This window comes from Methanosarcina barkeri str. Wiesmoor (assembly GCF_000969985.1).
Taxonomy (GTDB): Archaea; Halobacteriota; Methanosarcinia; order Methanosarcinales; family Methanosarcinaceae; genus Methanosarcina; species Methanosarcina barkeri_B.
The window spans coordinates 930,060-949,648 of record NZ_CP009526.1; the positions used below are offsets into that span (position 1 = coordinate 930,060).

General features: G+C 39.6%; 17 protein-coding genes. 9 read left to right on the top strand and 8 right to left on the bottom strand.

Features of this window, described 5'->3' with window-relative positions:
* Positions 1–66: 66 nt before the first annotated feature.
* From ilvC to MSBRW_RS04140, 4 genes are all read right to left on the bottom strand, one after another.
* Positions 67–1,074, bottom strand: coding sequence for a ketol-acid reductoisomerase (ilvC, locus tag MSBRW_RS04125; protein ID WP_011305259.1), 1,008 nt, complete (start codon positions 1,072–1,074; stop codon positions 67–69).
* Between the two features lie 295 nt (positions 1,075–1,369).
* Positions 1,370–1,855 (bottom strand): acetolactate synthase small subunit, encoded by a 486-nt coding sequence (gene ilvN / locus MSBRW_RS04130; protein ID WP_011305258.1) that lies wholly within the window; start codon positions 1,853–1,855, stop codon positions 1,370–1,372.
* Positions 1,855–3,621, bottom strand: a complete 1,767-nt coding sequence (locus MSBRW_RS04135) for an acetolactate synthase large subunit (RefSeq protein ID WP_011305257.1) — start codon at positions 3,619–3,621, stop codon at positions 1,855–1,857. Before MSBRW_RS04135 ends, ilvN begins: the two co-directional genes overlap by 1 nt.
* A 285-nt stretch (positions 3,622–3,906) precedes the next feature.
* The gene (locus MSBRW_RS04140) at positions 3,907–5,397 is read right to left on the bottom strand and encodes a (R)-citramalate synthase (protein WP_198137195.1); all 1,491 of its coding nucleotides are present in this window, start codon (positions 5,395–5,397) and stop codon (positions 3,907–3,909) included.
* Positions 5,398–5,638: 241 nt separating this feature from the next.
* On the opposite strand from MSBRW_RS04140, the gene MSBRW_RS21740 reads away from it, so the two are divergent.
* The 3 genes from MSBRW_RS21740 (at position 5,639) to MSBRW_RS04150 (ending at position 8,409) form a co-directional block, all read left to right on the top strand.
* The gene (locus tag MSBRW_RS21740; protein ID WP_155398109.1) at positions 5,639–5,860 is read left to right on the top strand and encodes a hypothetical protein; all 222 of its coding nucleotides are present in this window, start codon (positions 5,639–5,641) and stop codon (positions 5,858–5,860) included.
* A gap of 284 nt (positions 5,861–6,144) precedes the next feature.
* Positions 6,145–7,005 carry a hypothetical protein gene (locus MSBRW_RS04145; RefSeq protein WP_011305255.1) on the top strand — a complete coding sequence of 287 codons (861 nt, stop codon included), beginning with the start codon at positions 6,145–6,147 and terminating at the stop codon, positions 7,003–7,005.
* A gap of 24 nt (positions 7,006–7,029) precedes the next feature.
* Positions 7,030–8,409: a hypothetical protein gene (locus MSBRW_RS04150; RefSeq protein ID WP_011305254.1), complete on the top strand. Its 1,380-nt coding sequence runs from the start codon at positions 7,030–7,032 to the stop codon at positions 8,407–8,409.
* Between the two features lie 574 nt (positions 8,410–8,983).
* Here the strand turns inward: MSBRW_RS04150 and MSBRW_RS04155 are convergent.
* Positions 8,984–10,057, bottom strand: a complete 1,074-nt coding sequence (locus MSBRW_RS04155; RefSeq protein WP_011305253.1) for a M42 family metallopeptidase — start codon at positions 10,055–10,057, stop codon at positions 8,984–8,986.
* A 458-nt stretch (positions 10,058–10,515) separates the two neighbouring features.
* Between MSBRW_RS04155 and MSBRW_RS04160 the strand changes: the two genes are divergently transcribed.
* From MSBRW_RS04160 to MSBRW_RS04185, 6 genes are all read left to right on the top strand, one after another.
* Positions 10,516–10,869 carry a prefoldin subunit beta gene (locus MSBRW_RS04160; RefSeq protein ID WP_011305252.1) on the top strand — a complete coding sequence of 118 codons (354 nt, stop codon included), beginning with the start codon at positions 10,516–10,518 and terminating at the stop codon, positions 10,867–10,869.
* 138 nt (positions 10,870–11,007) lie between these two features.
* The gene (locus tag MSBRW_RS04165; protein WP_011305251.1) at positions 11,008–12,015 is read left to right on the top strand and encodes a DHH family phosphoesterase; all 1,008 of its coding nucleotides are present in this window, start codon (positions 11,008–11,010) and stop codon (positions 12,013–12,015) included.
* Between the two features lie 720 nt (positions 12,016–12,735).
* Positions 12,736–14,040, top strand: a complete 1,305-nt coding sequence (locus tag MSBRW_RS04170; RefSeq protein ID WP_011305250.1) for a phenylacetate--CoA ligase family protein — start codon at positions 12,736–12,738, stop codon at positions 14,038–14,040.
* A gap of 453 nt (positions 14,041–14,493) precedes the next feature.
* A complete protein-coding gene (locus tag MSBRW_RS04175) occupies positions 14,494–14,931 on the top strand; it encodes an ACT domain-containing protein (protein WP_011305249.1) in 438 nt (145 codons plus the stop codon).
* Positions 14,932–15,204: 273 nt separating this feature from the next.
* A complete protein-coding gene (locus MSBRW_RS04180) occupies positions 15,205–15,558 on the top strand; it encodes a DUF2103 domain-containing protein (RefSeq protein WP_011305248.1) in 354 nt (117 codons plus the stop codon).
* A 23-nt stretch (positions 15,559–15,581) separates the two neighbouring features.
* A complete protein-coding gene (locus MSBRW_RS04185) occupies positions 15,582–16,559 on the top strand; it encodes a methanogenesis marker 12 protein (protein WP_011305247.1) in 978 nt (325 codons plus the stop codon).
* 39 nt (positions 16,560–16,598) lie between these two features.
* Here the strand turns inward: MSBRW_RS04185 and MSBRW_RS04190 are convergent, their stop codons facing one another.
* The 3 genes from MSBRW_RS04190 to MSBRW_RS04200 form a co-directional block, all read right to left on the bottom strand.
* Positions 16,599–17,183, bottom strand: coding sequence for a TIGR00288 family NYN domain-containing protein (locus MSBRW_RS04190; RefSeq protein ID WP_011305246.1), 585 nt, complete (start codon positions 17,181–17,183; stop codon positions 16,599–16,601).
* Positions 17,184–17,590: 407 nt separating this feature from the next.
* Positions 17,591–18,013, bottom strand: a complete 423-nt coding sequence (locus tag MSBRW_RS04195; RefSeq protein WP_011305245.1) for a hypothetical protein — start codon at positions 18,011–18,013, stop codon at positions 17,591–17,593.
* Complete coding sequence (locus MSBRW_RS04200) at positions 18,007–18,630, bottom strand: rhomboid family intramembrane serine protease (protein ID WP_011305244.1); 624 nt, start codon at positions 18,628–18,630, stop codon at positions 18,007–18,009. The genes MSBRW_RS04195 and MSBRW_RS04200 overlap by 7 nt, the downstream gene beginning before the upstream one ends.
* Positions 18,631–19,589: the final 959 nt, after the last annotated feature.

Sequence of the window (19,589 nt, forward strand, 5' to 3'; positions counted from 1 at the left end):
CCGGATTGAATTTTATACTTCCAGATTTATGAATTTTCTGTCTACGGGTTGTCAATTACTGTAGAATCAGTCGTCGTCAATCTCTCTGTTGAGCCAGGGAATGTTTGCACGGATCTGCTTTCCGACGACCTCAAGCTGGTGTTCCTTTTCCTGGCGTTCCATGGCTTTGAGTACTGGGTGGTTAACCATGCCTTCAAGCACGAATTCCTTGGCAAATTCGCCATTCTGAATTCTTTTCAGGGCTTCACGCATGGCTTCGCGGGACTCATCATTAATAATCCTGGGGCCAACGGTCATGCCACCGTATTCTGCAGTGTTTGAAACGGAGTGCCACATTCTCTCAAGCCCGCCTTCATAGATAAGATCCACAATGAGCTTGACTTCATGGCAGGTTTCGAAATAGGCCATTTCAGGCTGGTATCCTGCCTCAACAAGTGTTTCAAAAGCGGTCTTGATAAGAGATGAAAGGCCTCCGCACAGGTCAACCTGTTCTCCGAAAAGGTCGGTTTCGGTTTCTTCACGGAAAGTGGTTTCATAGACACCTGCTCTTGTTGCACCAATTCCTTTGACGTATGAAAGAGCAATTTCCCTTGCATTTCCGGTTGCGTCCTGGTAGACTGCAATCAGAGCCGGCACTCCGATGCCTTCGGTGTAGGTTCTTCTTACAATGTGACCAGGTCCCTTGGGAGCAGCCATGAAAACATCAACGTCTTTCGGGGGGACAATCTGGTTGTAGTGAATATTAAAGCCGTGTGCAAAAGCAAGTGCGTTACCGGCTTCCAGATTTGGCGCAATTTCAGAGTAATAGACCGAGGCCTGGTTTTCATCCGGAAGGAGGATCATGATAACATCTGCAGCTTTTGCAGCTTCTGCCACAGTCATGACCTTCAGGCCATCATTCTCGGCTTTTGCCCAGCTTGAGCTGCTTTTTCTGAGTCCAACAATAACATTGAGTCCAGATTCATGGAGATTACGGGCGTGAGCGTGACCCTGGCTTCCATAGCCCATTATTGCGATAGTCTTGTCCTTAAGTGCATCAAAAGTAGTTTCGTTATCATAAATTATCTTTGCCATATTAGATTCTCCTGATGAATTTTTTAGTTTTTGAGCAAAGCTCCTAATCTTTTTTGGGGAAGTATCTTAGGAAGTATAAATTGTGAGATCCGTTCGCTTCCCTGAGAATTAAGTTGACTTAAGTCGATTCTCAAGAAGTTGCTTTCTTCAGAAAGGGACAGCTTTTGAAGTTTCAGGAGATGCCTGAAAACCCAGGCCTACTTTTAATGAAGCTTTGGGGGTTCTAAAACGCTTCTGGCTGCCCCAATCTGTAAAAATAATTAAGCAGCTACCTTTCTTTACCTGTCCTTATTATTTAAACCTTCTTTGGGCCACGAACCAGAGCAATCTTACCTGTCCGGACCATCTCCTTAATCCCGAACTGCCTGAGGAGTTTTTCAATTGCCTGAATTTTGGCTTCATCCCCGGTTACTTCAATAGTTATGGATTTAGGAGCTACGTCCACTATCCTTGCCCTGAAAATATTTGCAATCTGGATAATTTCGGTCCTCGCACTCACGTCGGCTGAAACTTTAATGAGGGCGAGTTCCCTTTCTACAGAGTCATCTCCTCCGATGTCCGAAACTTTGATCACATCAACGAGTTTGTTAAGCTGTTTTGTAACCTGTTCGAGCACATGGTCATCTCCATCAACTACTATAGTCATTCTGGAGGTTTTGGGGTCCTCTGTGACTCCAACAGCCAGGCTTTCGATATTGTATCCGCGTCTTGAAAAGAGCGAAGCCACCCTGGAAAGGACTCCAGACCTATTTTCCACAAGGACTGCCAGTGTATGTTTCATTACTGTTCCTCCAGGTCGAGAACTCTATCAGTTTTTGCCGTACGCAGATTGGGCATAGCGCAGGGAGTGTCTGCATGCTCTTCAATATCAAGGATTTCGTTGATTGCAGCTCCTGCCGGCACCATAGGATAAACATTTGCCTCGCATTCAACAATCACTTCGACAACAGCAGGCCTACCTGAATTGACAGCTTCTTCAATTGCAGGCCTTACTTCAGACGGCCTTTCCGCACGCAGTCCAAGAGCCCCATAGGCCTCAGCAAGTTTGACGAAGTCAACACTGCCCTTAATAAATGTCTGGGAATACCGTTTGTCATAGAACAGTTCCTGCCACTGTCTGACCATACCCAGATAACCATTATTAATGATCACAGAAACAACCGGAATGTCGTTCTGGACTACAGTTGCAAGCTCCTGAGAGTTCATCTGGAAAGAGCCATCACCTGCAATGTTAATAACCGTTTTATCCGGCTTGCCAACTTTTGCTCCTATGGCTGCAGGGAAACCGTAGCCCATTGTGCCAAGACCGCCTGATGTAATGAAAGTGCGGGGTTTTTTATACTTGAAGAACTGAGCAGCCCACATCTGATGCTGCCCGACCTCAGTAACTATAATTGCGTCCTTGCAAGCCTCAGATATTTGCTCGATGACAAACTGAGGCATTATGACATCAGATGACATCTGTTTATAGGTAAGTGGATATTCCTTCTTCCACTGTTTTATCTTTTCAAGCCATGCTTCGGATTTGCAGCACTTGATATATTTATTCAGGGACTTAAGTACCTGTTTTGCGTCTCCGACGATTGGGATCTGGACATTTACGTTCTTTGAGATCTCAGCAGGGTCGACATCGATGTGGATAACCCTTGCATTGGGGGCAAAGGACTCGAGCTTTCCGGTCACACGGTCATCGAACCTTGCGCCCACGGCAATAATAAGATCAGATTCCTGGATAGCGTAGTTTGCAGACTTGGTCCCGTGCATTCCAAGCATCCCAACATGCAGTGGGTGTTCAGTCGGAATTGCACCAATTCCCAGGAGAGTAGTCGTAACCGGAGCATTAATTGTCTCAGCCAGCTCTACAAGCTCAGCGCTGGCATTAGAACTTATCACACCGCCACCTGCGTATATAATAGGCATGCAGGAATTTGCAATTTCCTCGGCGGCTCGTTTGATCTGCTGGGTGTTGCCTTTGTAAGTTGGCTTATATCCTCTAAGCTCTACTTTGTCAGGATAGTAAAAGTCGATCTCCGCGTTCTGTACATCCTTTGGAAGGTCAATTAATACCGGGCCAGGCCTTCCGGTAGAAGCGATATGGAAGGCTTCTTTTACGATTCTCGGGAGTTCGTTTGCATCCTGTACGAGGTAGTTGTGCTTGGTAATGGGCTGGGTAATTCCCTTAATGTCGGCTTCCTGGAAAGCATCGTTACCTATCAGGAAGGTCGGTACCTGTCCTGTTAAGGCTACAATAGGTACTGAGTCCATATATGCAGTAGCAATTCCTGTTACCAGGTTGGTTGCTCCGGGACCTGAGGTAGAAACACAGACCCCGGTCTTTCCAGTTGCACGGGCGTACCCGTCCGCAGCATGAGCTGCTGCCTGTTCGTGACGCACAAGTATATGGCGCAGATTCGAATCATAAATTTCGTTATAGAAGGGGATGATTTGCCCTCCTGGATATCCGAAGATGGTGTCAACACCTTCTTCTTCCAGGCACTTAATCAGAGCCCTTGCGCCATTAACTTTTTCTGTTGACCCGGTTGTCATTATTTAACTCCTTTTTATTTCTTAATGGTGATTTAACTGGGGACTCACCTGAAGATGAGTACATTTCCAGTAAGGGTGTGTTCATTAGAAATATTTATCTCTCACACTCACATTTTTTCGTTATTAATTCTGTAAATATATCATAATCAATCATGTATATATGGATAAGGTTTTTCCTGATCCAGAAATATCAGCATTGCGTGATTTCAAGAATTTTTCCAGCAGGAAAAAGAGAAGAGGACAGAGAAGCCCTCCTGATAAATTTTTAAGTTCATTCTTTTGAAATCACTCAGCCCGGATAAGGCGGTTCATGCCGTTCATTACAGCTTCTACGGAGGCCATAATTATGTCCGTCCTGGCTCCGCTTGCGGTAACTTCTTTTCCATCCTTGGAAAGTTTTACCCTTACTTCAACAAGGGCATCGGTTCCGCCAGTGATCGAGTCTACATGATACTCTTCAAGGATAATATCTTCCGCACAGGAACGTACAGCTCTCCGGATTGCGTTGATTACAGCATCTACAGGCCCGTTTCCGATTCCTGCCTGTACAATAGCTTTATCTTTTACGTTAAGTTTTATCGATGCCGTTGGAGTCACACGGTTTCCTGACACAATGGTAAACTCTTCCATTTTTACCAGAGGTTCCTTGTAAATATCAAGTACGTTTTCTGCAATGGTGTGCAGGTCAGCATCAGTTACGTGTTTTCCCTGGTCACCCATTTGCTTGACCCGGTTGAAAATTTCTTCGGTCTGGGCATCGTCAGCTACAAGCCCCATTTCCTTTAAGGCAAGAGTAATCGAGCTGCGTCCTGCATGTTTTCCAAGTACGATCTGACGCTGCCTTCCGATATATTCTGGGGTCATCGGCTCATAGGTTGCCTTATCGGCAAGAAGGCCGTGAACATGGATTCCTGCTTCGTGAGTGAATGCGTTTCCACCTACAAGAGCTTTATTTGGTGATACGGGAATTCCTGTAAGCCGGCTTACAAGCCTTGAAGTCCGGTAGATCATCTCATGTTTGATACCTGTATTATACTTGTAGAGCCATTCCAGGCTCGTTACTACTTCTTCAAGGGATGCGTTTCCAGCTCTTTCACCTAACCCATTAACTGTTACATGGGCCTGTTTTGCCCCTGCAGCCAGGGCAGCAACCGTGTTCGCAGTTGCAAAACCGAAATCATTGTGACAGTGAATGCTAAGAGGAGCTTTCAGTGAAGAAGACAGGTCCCGGAAAATTTTGGTTGTCCTTTCAGGTACCAGAAGGCCTACAGTATCGCAAAAGCATAACCTGTCAGCGCCTGCATCTATTCCGTCGGCATAGATGGTCTTTAGAAACTCAGGGTCTGCGCGCGAGGCATCTTCCCCGCTCAATTCCACAATCAGGCCGTGGTCCTTGGCATACTCAATTACATCAACTGCGATCTGCCTTACTGCATCCCGACCCTTTTTGATTTTCGTCTTTATATGAAGGTCTGAAACAGGTGCTACAAGGTGGATAGAGTCAACATCACATTCCAGAGCACGGTCAACATCGGACTTTACGATCCTGCAGTAGCTGCAAATTTCAGCGTTAAGCCCTGCATTTGCAACAGCTCTGATAGATTCCCTTTCACCTTTGGAAGTGATTGCAGAACCGGCCTCAATTATTGAGACCCCCATTTCATCAAGCGCTCGGGCGATTAAAAGCTTCTTGTCCTTTGTAAGGGCAACGCCAGGTGTTTGTTCACCGTCTCTCAAAGTAGTATCCAGAAAGCGGACATTTTCGAATAATATAATCCCTCAGTATTTTTTTTATTGAGATAGTTTCTTCGCAATACAGGAAAATAATATCTATATAATACTTGTCATTTTATAATATTATGTCCTATTTTGCAAGCTCCAATCTATTAATACAAATATTACATATATTTTTCTCAGGAACCCGGCTTTTTCAGGAAGGTATCCAAATTTACGCCGTGGTTCTCTGAAACTTTTCCTCAATAGGTAGACCATAGTATTTTTAGTTTCCAGTTAACAAATGAAGAAACCTATACTGTTAATCTGGTATCAACTCAATTATACCATCATAGGTAACCAGAAAATCTTAACGAACTACTTAAGAAAGTGCAAAGCCGATGGACTTGAAGAAGCAACCATCGCAACGGCTGAAGCTACCTCACACCATTTATTAATTGTTGTGGTGATAAGGATCTACAAACACTTACACCAGATGACATATACGACTACTCGGATTTTATAGATAACTACAAACGGACAACTAAAGTCGGTAAAGTTATTAAGTACTCACCATTCACAAAACAGCGGATCAAAATGGAGCAGACCTGAAAATCAGTTTCTTGTGAAATCGTGTTTCCGTATATGCTTTTACTCTAACTAGATGGGCTAATGGGAGTGGAAACTTGTGTATTCCTATATTAATAGAACAACCGAGTTTAAAAAACAAGTAAGTATGCATTCATAATAAAATAGAAAAAGTTAATAATAAAAAGATTCAATTGGTCCTAATTTAGAAGGATTGAACTTATGGACATTACTCCAACCTTAGATGAAATAACCAGATGCATAAATTATTTTTTAACATTTCCTATTCCAGAAAAACTTTACCTTTTTTTAGGAATATGGTACCCTTACCTTATTACATTTCTTCTTATTGCTATAGTATTTTATTTTATTAAACGCTCACTTACATTTAGATATTATATTGATGGTGATTACATCATACTCAAAATTGTTTTTGTTTTTCTTTTGGCGAGTGTTGTTTTTGTGCCATTATGCGGTATGAATTTACTCATGCCTAATATACCGTGGGCGATTATATTTACATTCGGTTTCTTATTATTAACAATTTTTCTAATTATATTCAGTTTCTTCTACCATGGTATTATTCCCGATTATTTCCACTTATCTGAAGATAAACCATTGTTCATACACGATATATTTATACCAATAGCAAAGGTTACTTCTTTATTATTTGTTTTTTGTCTTATACTCTCCGGCGTATTAGCTATAACATCCTATGATGGAACTCTAAAAATTGGACATATATCTTATGATACTGATTCAGAGTATAAAATAGGACATCTAGTTGATATTCCTGTAAAAATGGGAGGGCCTGATACAGGATTGCTTATAACATTATCGAGTGAAAAGCCTGGGACCTTAAAAGGAATATCTTCTTTAAATTTGAGTTCAAGTGATTCAAATAATCAAATAAATAATACATTAAAATCTAATGGCTGTTTGACTGGGAAAGCAATTGATGCAGGAGAATATAAAATTGATATTAACACAACTTCGTTAGATCCTGGATATTATAATTTAAGACTCGAGAATGCTAAATATAAGCAAATAAACTCAGTAAAGACCTTCTATTTATCAAAATAAAATAAGAATTATTGCAGAGTGTAAATGATATTTGATATTACAACTTATGCTTTAATTGCTGGTCTATGTCTAACTTTTGGTCAGTATTTTAACGATGACGACGACCTAGTGAATATAAAAATGAAAAATATTCTCAAACAAAGTGTACACTTTAATTATTTCTATATAAAAAACGTCTGTCAAATATTTATTGATATATTTGATAATCTTTACTCCGATACCCTCAAATATCCCACAATTTCTAATTTTTTATGGAGTTCTATTTTTATTTGTTGGGGAGTTGTATTTTTATTTACCTTGTTTGGATATACCCTAAAATACACAAACACAATACAGGTTTTATCATTTAGTTCAGTATTTGGTCTTCTCTTTGTTATTTTAAGTATATTTGGTGGTCCTATCGGATTTAAAGAAAGCATCCTTACCCTTGATAATTTATATGATCATTTAACATATTCTATAAAGTATAAATTAAAATTAAAAAATAACCCTTATAGCGAATATCAAAATGAAAAGATTTCTTTAAAAAAATGTGTTTTTGCCAGTATGTGTTGGGCAATAGGTTTTGCTATCTTTTTTGTAGCAATGGGTATAATTATTCAACTAACTCCCAAATCATTAATAACAAGTGGCGGGTTTCCCGATATGCCCCTCCTCCATTTTGGGTATTCTGAATTTATAACATTTTATGGTTTAATCAGTTTAATACTCATTATCATTGTATTTTTCCCTACAGCTTATATGTATATTGTTTTCTCAGCTATGGAAAAATACAAATCATTTTTTAAAATTTCACCATTGGTTGTAATAATAAGTTCATTTATTACAATTGTACTATGGTCTTTACTCAAACATGATTTAATATTTCCACTTTTAAAAGATAATAATTTATATGAACTCGTTCCGTTTTTCTTTCTAAATGTACTTACCGATTCTCTTAGTATATTGGAAACCCGCTATATGCTAAACAAAGCAATATCAGGATCTAGAAAAACATTAGTTTTATTTTTATCTTTAGATTTATTAGCTTCAAGTCTTATTTATCTTATCGTACCAATGTTAAATGGTGATTTAACTCTTTTTTTAGATGCTATTTCTTTCAATGGAAAAATGGCATGGGTAGGAATATTTTATTGGTCAAGTTTATTTACATCTCTTCTTTTCTATTTATACATATTAGGATTTTTTATATTACATATACTCTACAAGTGTAGCAATAATAAATATTTTGTAAATAAACCAAACAAGTGGTTAGGGATAATTCTATTTTTAATAGTTACCACTGTTTATTTAATTCCAACAAAATTTGGTTTTGTCTTTCCAATATTACTACTAATCACTTTTTTAATGCTGCTGAGTTTAGTTATAATAATAAAATCCAAAAAATTAAATTTCAATAGTTAATTTATCAAAAATTAACGCGCGATTGAAAATGTCTATCGTCTTACCAAAAACTTCTACCGTGTTTTACTCTTTGTGACTCTAGGTAAAGCTTCATATTCAACCTGCTATTTTTCCTAAATTAGACTTTGAATATACAGCCTGCTTCTGTGTTACTTCAGTAAGAGCCTATCCGAAAATTGTTGTAATTTACTTTGAGGATTGCCCTGACTTGAGGATTGCCCTGACATTGAGTATGTGTTAATAACAGTTTTATTTTATTCTGAAAATTATGACAATTTTTTTCAAGTCGTTGTAAATCTGTGAGGTAAACAATATAGATAATTATATTAGTTTCCAGTTAACAACGTATTCTACTTTAAAAGGAATAATCTCTTTCTATGATCAATTCTTCAAAACATTAAAAATAAATATAGTAAAGAAGTTAGGGAAAAAAGAGAAAAGTAGGAGAAAAGAAGAAAAAGAAGAGAAAAAATGAGAAAATGATAAAACTGCAAGAGTTTTTCCCGCAACACAAAAAGCAAAGTGTATGCGACTCTTGCGTAAAATTACCTATTGCAGTTACTTCAAAAGGGCTTCAGAAATATTTGCCTACGTTTTCTATTGCTTTCACAATAAGGGAAACGCACGCGTCAATATCTGCCACATCCAGGACTTCAACAGGTGAATGGATGTATCGTGTGGCTATGCTGACTGTACCTGTAGGGATACCTTCTTTTGTAAGGTGTATTGAGGTTGCATCGGTTGTGCCTCCCGAACCAACGCCAAGCTGGTAAGGTATCTTATTTTCAGTAGCAGTTTCTTTAAGCCACTTAATAACCTGTGGGTGAGCTATAAGGCCTCTTCCGGACGCATCGGCTAATGTAATTACAGGGCCTTTCCCGATTTCCAGGCAAGAATCGGTTTTAGTAATGCCCGGATGGTCTCCAGGAATAGTTGTGTCAAGGGCAAGCGCAAGGTCTGGAGAAACCCCAAAGGCAGAGGTTCTTGCTCCTTTTAACCCTACCTCTTCCTGGACAGTGCCTACGGCATAGACATTTGCTCCAACTTTATGTTTGGAAAGCCGTTTCATAACCTCAATAAGGATAACAACGCCTGCACGGTTGTCAAGGGCTTTTGAAGTTATCTTTCCGTTTGCCAGAGGCACAAAGTCCCGGTCAATAGAAACTGCCGTACCTATCTCAATTCCAAGGTTCTCAGCATCTTCCCTGTCTTTTGCTCCGATATCGATGAACATATCGTCCAGCTTCACGGGCTTTTTCCTGTCATCCTCTTTCATTACATGAGGAGGCTTGGACCCGATGACTCCGGGAATTGGACCTTTTTTGCCGTGAAGTACAACTCTCTGGTTAAGAAGGGTCTGGTCAAACCATCCTCCGATCCCGACAAACCTGAGGAAGCCATTATCATCAATATACCTGACCATAAGCCCGATTTCATCCATATGGGCAGCCAGCATTATGGAAGGGCCTTTTCCTTTTTTGAGAGCTATTAGGTTTCCCATGCAATCTTTGCGCATGGTATCAACATAGGGTTCAAGTTCCTTTTCAAGGAGTTTTCGGATGTCGTCCTCAAAGCCTGAGATCCCATGAGCATTGGTGAATTTTTCAAGCAGAGATTTTATTTTTTTAAGGTTTCCGCCTTTTTCCATTTTCGAATATCTCCTGAATATCAATTAATTTAAAGTTCAAATTGATCTTAATGAGACAAATTATAATTTAATAAGGTTAATTATAATTATCCCTTTATTATTTCCCTTTATTATATGTTTTTTTACAAACTCTTTGATAAATGATTTTTTACGATCTTTTTTGATAAGCGGTTCTTTTATAATTATTCATTCTAAAGCAATTTTTTTCAAATCCTCTGATTGGCGATTAACCAGGTCATTTATACTTCAGATATACTTCAGATATACTTCAGATATTCTTAATATCAACAAATTTTATACTGTTCGCTATTCAAGTATTCAGAATTAATCTGTTATTTTTATTTCTGACAAAAGGGCTCAAGATTAATTTCAAATGGAAATGGGAAACTTTTCAGAAGCTGTAAGGACAGAAACATTAAAATCCCTTCAGGTTTATTGAGGACTCAGGTGAAAATCATATGACTGCAGAATTACCTCCTCAAATTCAGAATCAGATAGCACAGCTTCAGCAAATACAGCAGCAGATACAGGCTCTGGCTATGCAAAAATCACAGGTTGAAGCTATGCAAAAAGAGTCCAAGATGGCTCTTGACGAGCTAGGAAGACTCGCTGACGACGCAGTAGTCTATCGTAATGTAGGGGAGTTAGTAATAAAAACGAGCAAGGAAGAGTCCATTACAAAACTGAAAGACAGGGAAGAAACACTCTCACTCAGGCTTCAATCCATATCCAGGCAGGAAGAAAGGCTCACATCTCGATTTAAACAGCTTCAGGAGCAGATTCAGCAGGCCTTAGGACCCAGGGCACAATAATTTTATTTTTCATTCCAGCATAAAGGAATATTAAATAAAGTATAGCTTTGCCAAAAGTCATAAAAGACCATGCAAAAATCTCAAAATTCTTGAATCCAGGGAGATCAATGCCTGTAAAAACGATAGCCAGAGTGGACAATGGAAGTTGATGAAGCGGAGTTTTTCAACCGGCTCCTTGACTATCGGAATATTTTGTATTTGTGCCACCGGAATGCAGATCCGGACGCGGTTAGCAGTGCTTTTGCCCTTTCCGAAGCTATTGGAGGCACTGTCGGACTTGTGGACGGCTGTAACCGTGTAGCTGCTGTGCTTATAGATAGACTTGACATTGAAGTTGTGGATAAACCCAATCCGGCTGATTATGGTTTTGTCGTTGTGGTTGATACCTCCACAAAAGCGCAATTAAATGATCTGGAGCTTACCAGGTATTGCGTGATCGATCACCATACAACTACTGCTCTGACAGAAAATGCCGAATTCTTCCTGCACAGGAACAGTACTTCTACCGTAGAAATAGTTTACAATATCTTAAAAGCAATGGGAGCACCTATTAACCGGCGGGTGGGGATAGGGATGCTCACAGGAATCGTAACGGATACCGGGCATTTCAAACATGCATCGGCAGCTACGTTCCGAACAGTCTCAAAAATCATAGAGAACAGCGGCGTTGAGTATGGGGAAGTGCTGGACCTTATGGCTGCTACCCCACAGGATATTTCCATGCGTATAGCTATCCTGAAAGCCGCAAGCCGTGTCGAGCTCGATAGGGTGCAGGATATGTTGATAGCATCTTCCCATGTCAGCTCTTTCGGAGGATCTGCATCTTCCATGCTCATTAATATCGGCGCAGATATTGCTTTTGTTGGTACATCCAAAGGTGAAAGCGTCAGGATAAGTGCAAGAGCAAAGCGTGATGCCGTAAATGCCGGGGTTAACCTTGGACAGCTAATGGAAGATGTAAGTAACGAATACAACGGCACAGGCGGTGGACATTCCGGAGCTGCCGGAATCGATGTGATCGGTGACATGAAAGAAGTGCTGGATAAATGCAAGGAAAGAACAAAGAAAATTCTTGAAGCTTCTCTTGGAGGAACGTCAAAAGAGATCTCTTTTGAGGATAATATCGAAGAGTTTGAAAATGAGTGAGTTCTCAAGTAAAAGGAGGTTTCATTTTTCTGAATATAGTCAAAAGAGGTTCATTTTTCTGAATATAGTCAAAAGAGGTTCATTTTTCTGAATATAGTCAAAAGAGGTTCATTTTTCTGAATGTAATCAAAAGAGGTTCATTCTTCAGAATATACTTCAAAAATCCCTTAATTCATATATACTTGAAATCTTATTTTGTCTCATAAGACCAGAGTTCGACAACTATATCCGATAACTGAATCTGGTAACTAAATCCGGTAACTGAATACGGTAATTGAATCGTAACTGAATACGGTAATTGAATCCGGTAATTATAGAATTTATCGGCATGAGTAAAACTGCCGAATTATCATGAGATTTATATCTAATTACTCGATGAACTTTATCTCTTTATGCATCCAGCTTTCAGGTTTACTTTAAAAATCTTTTTTCGGCCTAACAGCTAATATTTATATGAGAATCTAGCTTAAACTTCATGTTAATCCAGCTAATCTTCATATTATATCTGCCGGAAGTATATCTCCGTTGAAATTAATAAACTTAAAAATAATAAACTCCGTAGTAAGAAAGCAATCGGAGTAATAAAGCAATATTAGAGAGATAAAGAGAACCGAAATATGACCTTAAAGCGGCATGAAATGAGATGTGCAGGAAAAAAGCTAGAAAATATCGGGCCTGATATCGAGAGCCCAGAACATAAGATATACAGAGTGTGAAAAAATGCCAGAATACTGGGATCCTGAGATAGAGACAATGCCTGTAGAGGATTTGAATAAGCTGCAGGAAGAAAAGTTGAAGCAACTTGTACATTATGTGTATGAAAACTCTCCTTTTTACAGAAAAAAGTTTGATGAACACGGGGTTAAGCCGGAAGACATCCAAACTCTTGAAGATATCAGAAAGTTACCTTTTACAGTTAAGCAGGATCTCAGAGATACCTATCCAACTGGTATGTTTTGCGTCCCTAACTCAAAACTCACTCGTTTCCACGCTTCTTCAGGTACGACAGGCAAACCTATAGTCGTAGGGTATACTCAGAATGACATTGATGAATGGGCAGAATCTCTCGCGAGAGGATTTACTTCTGTCGGACTGAAGAAAAATGACATCCTTCAAGTAAGTTACGGCTATGGGCTTTTTACAGGCGGGCTTGGTGCCCATTACGGAAGCGAAAAATTGGGTGCAACCGTACTTCCTACAAGCTCCGGAAACACCGAGCGCCAGCTTGAGCTTATGAGAGACCTTGATGTCACTGCTATAGCCTGCACGCCTTCTTACTTCCTTTATCTGATCGAGACTGCAAGGAAAGAAGGTATTAGTATCAGGGATGACACTAGATTAAAGATGGGATTTTTCGGGGCCGAGCCCTGGTCCGAAGAACTCAAAAAACGTATAGAAGACGAATCCGGAATTAAAGCTATTGATATTTACGGAACGTCGGAAATGAGCGGTCCTCTCTTTACCGAATGCTCAGAACAGTGCGGGATTCATATCTGGGCAGACAAATTCCTTGTCGAGATTATTAATCCCGAAACAGATGAGCCTGTTCCTGATGGCGAAATTGGAGAACTCGTAATCACGACTCTCAATAAAGAAGCTCTTCCTCTAATCCGCTACAGAGTAAGGGATCTTACACGAAAGCTCTCGGAGCCCTGCATGTGCGGAAGAACACATCCCAGGATTACACGCATTAGCGGGCGTTCGGATGATATGATTATCGTGCGCGGTATCAATGTGTTCCCAGGACAGGTAGAATCGGTCCTTATGAAGATTCCTGAAGTAGGGAACCATTTCATGATCATTGTAGACAGGATTGGACCCCTTGACTCCATGAAAGTCCAGATCGAAATGCAGGAGTCTGCTTTTAGCGATAAAATGTCAGACATGATGGCACTTAAAAAGAAGATTTCAAGTGCACTTAAAAGCGTACTGAATCTCGCAGTCGAGGTGGAGCTAGTGGAGCACGGCTCCCTGCCCCGCTCTGAAGGAAAATCAAAGAAAGTTATCGACAAGCGAAAGATTTGAAAGCTTCAAAGAGAGAAAACAAAACCTGCAACTATTACTGTCCTGCAGGTTTCACTTTTTTTGTGGACATTCTCTCAGATTTCTTTTATACTGTTGAACCAGACGTAACGTAAAGTTCTCATATGTAATATAAAATAGCTAACAACGATGTAATATAAAATAGCTAACAACGATGTAATATAAAATAGCCAATGCAGAAAATATTTAAGCGTATATACAAGAACAATATCAGTATATAACACTCTAAATAGACGGTTTACTGCTGAGTTGATTATAACTGGTTATAAGCTTAAAAACTGTATGTAAGCTTAAAGTATACATAGAGACTATATTATATTTGACATAGGGACTTATATTATACTCTGGTAAGAAGACTATAAAAAGAAGTAAGAGAGAATAGGAATAAACAGTATACGGACATAGAACAAGCAATATAAGGACATGGGTGCTGGAATGGAAGATAAAATTATAAAGCAAATTTCCCTTTTTGCGGAAAATAAACCTGGCAGACTTGCAAACGTCGCAAATAAAATGAAAAGCGCCGGCATAAATATCAGGGCATTTACTATTGCCGAGTCAGGAGACTTCGGAATAATCCGCATGGTTGTGGACAGATCCGACTATGCTCACAGAATACTCCATGATGCAGGGTTTACCGTTTCCGAAACCAGTGTTCTGGGAATCGAAATGAATGATGTCCCTGGCAGCATGTCCCGTATTGCAGAAGTGTTTGGAAAAGTCAAGATTAACATTGACTATGCATATGCCTTTGTCACCAGGGATCAGAAAGCCCTTTTAATAGTTAGGGTCAATGACATTGAAAAGGCAATTAAAACACTTGAAGAAGAAGGTATCAAGCTCATAAGCATGAAGGAACTTGAAAATATCTGATTTTAACGAAAAAACGGACTTTCCCAAACAAGCGTTTTTAGAGAAAAACGAAATGATCCAGAATCTGACGCATTTGTGCTCCTGGGATTCTGGAGATACTTCTTTTTATAGCTTCTGGCTTCAGGACAAAACCTTAATAAGAGGGTTTATAGTCTGCAACACTTCTTTGAGATTCTAACCGGATAAATAGATATACGTGATAAATATAAAAACTACAAATAAAAATAGAACAAGAAAAAATTGCCAGAGGAACAGGTTACCGGTTTGACTACAATGATGGAAAATAAAACTAACTTACAGGAGAACGCACAAAACTCCTTGAAAAATAAACTTGGTGGAGTCCATACTACAATTATTGGGGGAAGGGCTGGTAAAAAACTTGTAAAGCTTGTAAGCCAGCACCCTGAAGTAAAAAAGGTAATCCCAACCGTAATTTCCGTAAAAGGCATTGCAGGAGGCAGCCTTACTGGAAAAGTACTGCGTGCGGATGCGAGAGGGAACTTGAGGCTATTGCTCTCTGAAGGCAGGAGTTTTCAGGAAATAAGACTGGTAACAACAGTTGGGACCGCTGAAGAGGGAGATAGAATTATGGATGAACTGAACGAAATCTTGAAAACTGCCTTCTGAGGCGTTAAAGGAGAGACAGGTAATTGGCCTTTATAGGGATTGATCATGGCACAACTGCAATGCGTTTTGCTCTCATAGAAGGGGAAAGTACCCATACCTTTGAACTTGAGAGGGCTGAGGCAGCAGCCATGTCCGAAAATGAAATTTTGACCTCGCTTGAGGAGCATTTTGGAATTCGGCGTGAGACAATCAACCTTATTGCACTGACGTACTCGATGGGTGATGGTTTTTCCACAATTAAGGATGTCAGGAACCTTGAAGGAAGAGGGCTCAAGAGTATTGAAGGAGCGGGAAAAAAGACAGGAGGAGGCACAAGAGTTTTTGATGCCATCCGGCACTCGGGAGTTCCGGCAATAGCAATCCCTGGCCTTCATACGGAAAGCAAGGTAGATCCAAGAATGAAGGTATTTTCCCATCTTACAAGTCCCGAGAAACTGGGAATTGCTTACCACATTCTGTGCCTTGGTTATAATAACTTCGTGGTTTCCGATATAAGTTCAAACACTGTTACTCTTGCCATTGCCGACAGGAAGGTAATTGGAGCAATCGATGCTTGCATATTTGCCCCAGGTGTTCATCACGGACCCCTTGACCTGCAAGCTATCAGGGATGTAGATAACGGATACCGCACCGCCAACAAGGCTTTTATGGAAGCCGGAGCTTTGAAAATGACTCCCTATAAAGATAGGGACGAATTGCTTCTTGCAGCCGAAGATGAAGAAAGTCCTGCTCTCCTGGCCCTTGATACTATTTCGCTGTTTGCAGCCATGGAAATTGCATCAATGCAGCTTCTTCTTAAGGACTATGAAACAATCGGAGAGGTTTTTCTTGCGGGATCCGTAGGCGAATTTGAATATGTGCAGAAAAAAATCCGTGCACATCTGGGGCAAGAATGTCAGTGTCTTGGAAAGTGGCATGCTGCAATAGGCTGTGCTGAGATCGCACGGGATGTTTTTGCAGGAGAGAAAGAAATCCTTGGTGTAGAAGTTAACTACCCTTAAAAAAGTGAGAACAGAATATCAAAAAAGGACAGGCATAAATCAGGTCTTTTCTATGGATTCTTCATACATACTGTCCTGATATTCCGATGCATCAATTTTTCTTTCACCTGACCCCATTCCATCGGACTCATCATAACTGCTCATTCTGTCTTTCTTCATAAGAATAACATAGTCCGCAGAATTCTTTAACGCTGTGGAAAAACCGGGTTCAACTCCAAAAATGATAGTTTCTTTGCCGTGCTCATTTGCTTTGTTCAACAGCGGCTTGAAGTCAGCGTCCCTTGTAACGATTGCAAGAGTATCAATATTAGGATTATATACTAACTCCATGCCCTCTACTGCGAGGCGCACATCAACATCGCTCGAACAAATTATAGGTTCAAGTCCATGATTTTCGATAGCTTCCACAAGCTTGTCAGAGGCGTACTGGTTAAGAAAAACGCGCCCGATTTTGATATTCCCATAATCTTTCAGGACGTCCCTTATCTCCTCAAGATTTACATCAAATTCTTTTCTGAGAATATTCGGGCCATCCACTAAAAGTCCTATTTTCCGCCTGCCAACTTCTTTTTTCGAGCGGAGGTATTTTGATATTGAGTCGATTCCGCTTTTTACAGGTTTCATTATCAATGTCCTCTGTGATCTTACAGTTCACGGAACCTGTACCTTATTTGTTTGCGCCATATGATCATACAGCACTAACTCTGGGGGAAGCTACACTTCCAGCAGCCCTCCAATCTGCCGATACAGAGTTTATGCTTCCGCGATCAGTTTTTGAGGTTTAAAGTTCCGAATTTCTAAGATTTATATCTTGATACCGCAATTTTGCATTCAATCCGATGATACCTTATATCTGCTTTTTGTAGTAAAACATTTGCATATTAAGGCAATCAAAGTTTGCAACTCTATCCTTCTATAAACGACTGGATTAAAACACCTGAGAATCTTCTTGTGAACATAGAGGAAGAAACTCCGGCAGAACAAAAATCCCGATCTATAAAATGTAGATCTATAAAACGTATTAATTTTATTTATAAATTGTTGGAAAAGGGTCCCTTTTTTACTTCCCGAATAACGTATGGTGATTCCTTGAGTTCAAAAATGTTTTCCGTTCTTCTTCCTTTTTTGCGCCTGAGGTACTGGATTTCTCCAAGCTTCTCCAGGAAAGCCTCATAAACTTCCATGAACTGCTCAAACTCCGGGTCAGTAAGCTCTATCACTCCTTCCCTTCCCGCAAGCCAGTCATAGACTTGGAGAAGATTAATTTCTCTTACCCTTTTCAGATTTTCATCTTCAGGTTTTTTTTCAAAGTACAGGGTCTTTTTCAACTCTGGGGACCAGGCTGCAAATAGTCTCCTGATATTCAAAATCAGGATAGGAATTTTCTCTCCTGGCTCGGGTTTCGGATAGTAGTATGTGCCCTCTAGAAGGTCATTTCCTTCCAGAGTTACCACCTGCCTATGTATCTGGATCTCAGAGCATTTTCCTGAATTTTCTTTATGCGGAAACCCATATACAGACCTACAAAGAGACCGCTAAGGTGGGCTGTATGGGCTATCATGTCCGATGAGTTAATCATCAGAAAGTCAAATAGAGCAAAAAGCACCAGGGCATGTTTTAACTTCATCGGGACGAAGTAAACATATACACGAATATCCGGCTCAAGTATTGTAAGGGCTGCAAAGACTCCATAGATTGCTCCACTTGCGCCAACCATTGGGCCAGGAGATATATTGAAAATTGGCTGAGTTAAAAAGGTATATCCTATTGCCGATAAAATTCCGGCTGTGAAAAAAATTGCCAGAAGCTGTCTGTTCCCTATCCGTCGCTCAAGTGCAGTCCCGAAAAAGTACAGGACGAGCATGTTGAATAATAGATGGACTAAACCGTTGTGTAGAAATATGTATGTAATAAGCGTCCATGGCCTTGTTATAAGATAATTTGGGTCAAAATAAAAAGCGTTAAAATAGGCATCACCTATGCCCGGAATCATTTCCAGGAAGAATGAAAGTGTGCAAAGGGCAATGATTGCTATTGACGGGCTTGCGAAAATATAGTCTTTACCTGCCACCCGTTCCACCTCCAGGGATGTAAGCTGCATTAAGGTCAAACATATTTCCAATTACTCTCCGGTTTATATTCTAATTACTTTCCGGTTTATATTCTATACTCTCCAATTTATGTTCCAATATATTCTTCGGTTTAATATCATATAACACTGCCTTAAATTTGAAGCAATTATAAAATTTGAGGCGCTTAGAGTATCATCACCTGTAACCCAGATGAAGAATCTCAGCTTAGAATGATATCGGTAATATCGTTTTCATTGACTTGATCATTGATATTTACATCACTTTAAAACTCTTAATTCTAATAACCGTTTATAAATTAATTGCGTGCTTACTTAAATGCTTTATACGTAAGCCAGTAAATTTTCCGGATACTATAGCTTAGCCGTCCACTTTATTTAAAATTCCGTTTTTCAGAGGCCTATAACTAAGTAAATTTCCCCTTGTCTAAGCTTTCGATAAAATAAACCGGAGGTTAAAACTCGTGGAAAGAGCAAAATCAATTCTTGAAGAGTTGTGCTCATTATGTTCAAGAATGAACCTATTCAAGAGTGAACTTATTGGTATTTAAGAGTGAACTTATTGGAGAATGGATTTATGCGATTTTTTAGCTGAATATATATTATTTTAACTAAAAAATAATCCGATTAATATTCAATTAATAATATTATATTTATGTGTTTCCTGTCAAAATGCAAAAATAGTTTACGGCGTTTACTGTGTAAAGCCATATGACAATGCTATGTCTATAAATAATTTTCCATTTATTTATTTGAGATATATTTATATAACTCGAAATATTATTTCAATTTTATATCTCCTGCAAAGATAAGTTTTGTTTAAGGAGCAGTTCTTTATTTGGTAACAAATATTTACATAATAATTTGTTGTGAACACGAGTAAAAAGCGTAATTGTTAATAATTAATAGCACAAAGAAGTAACACATCAGTGTTATAATGG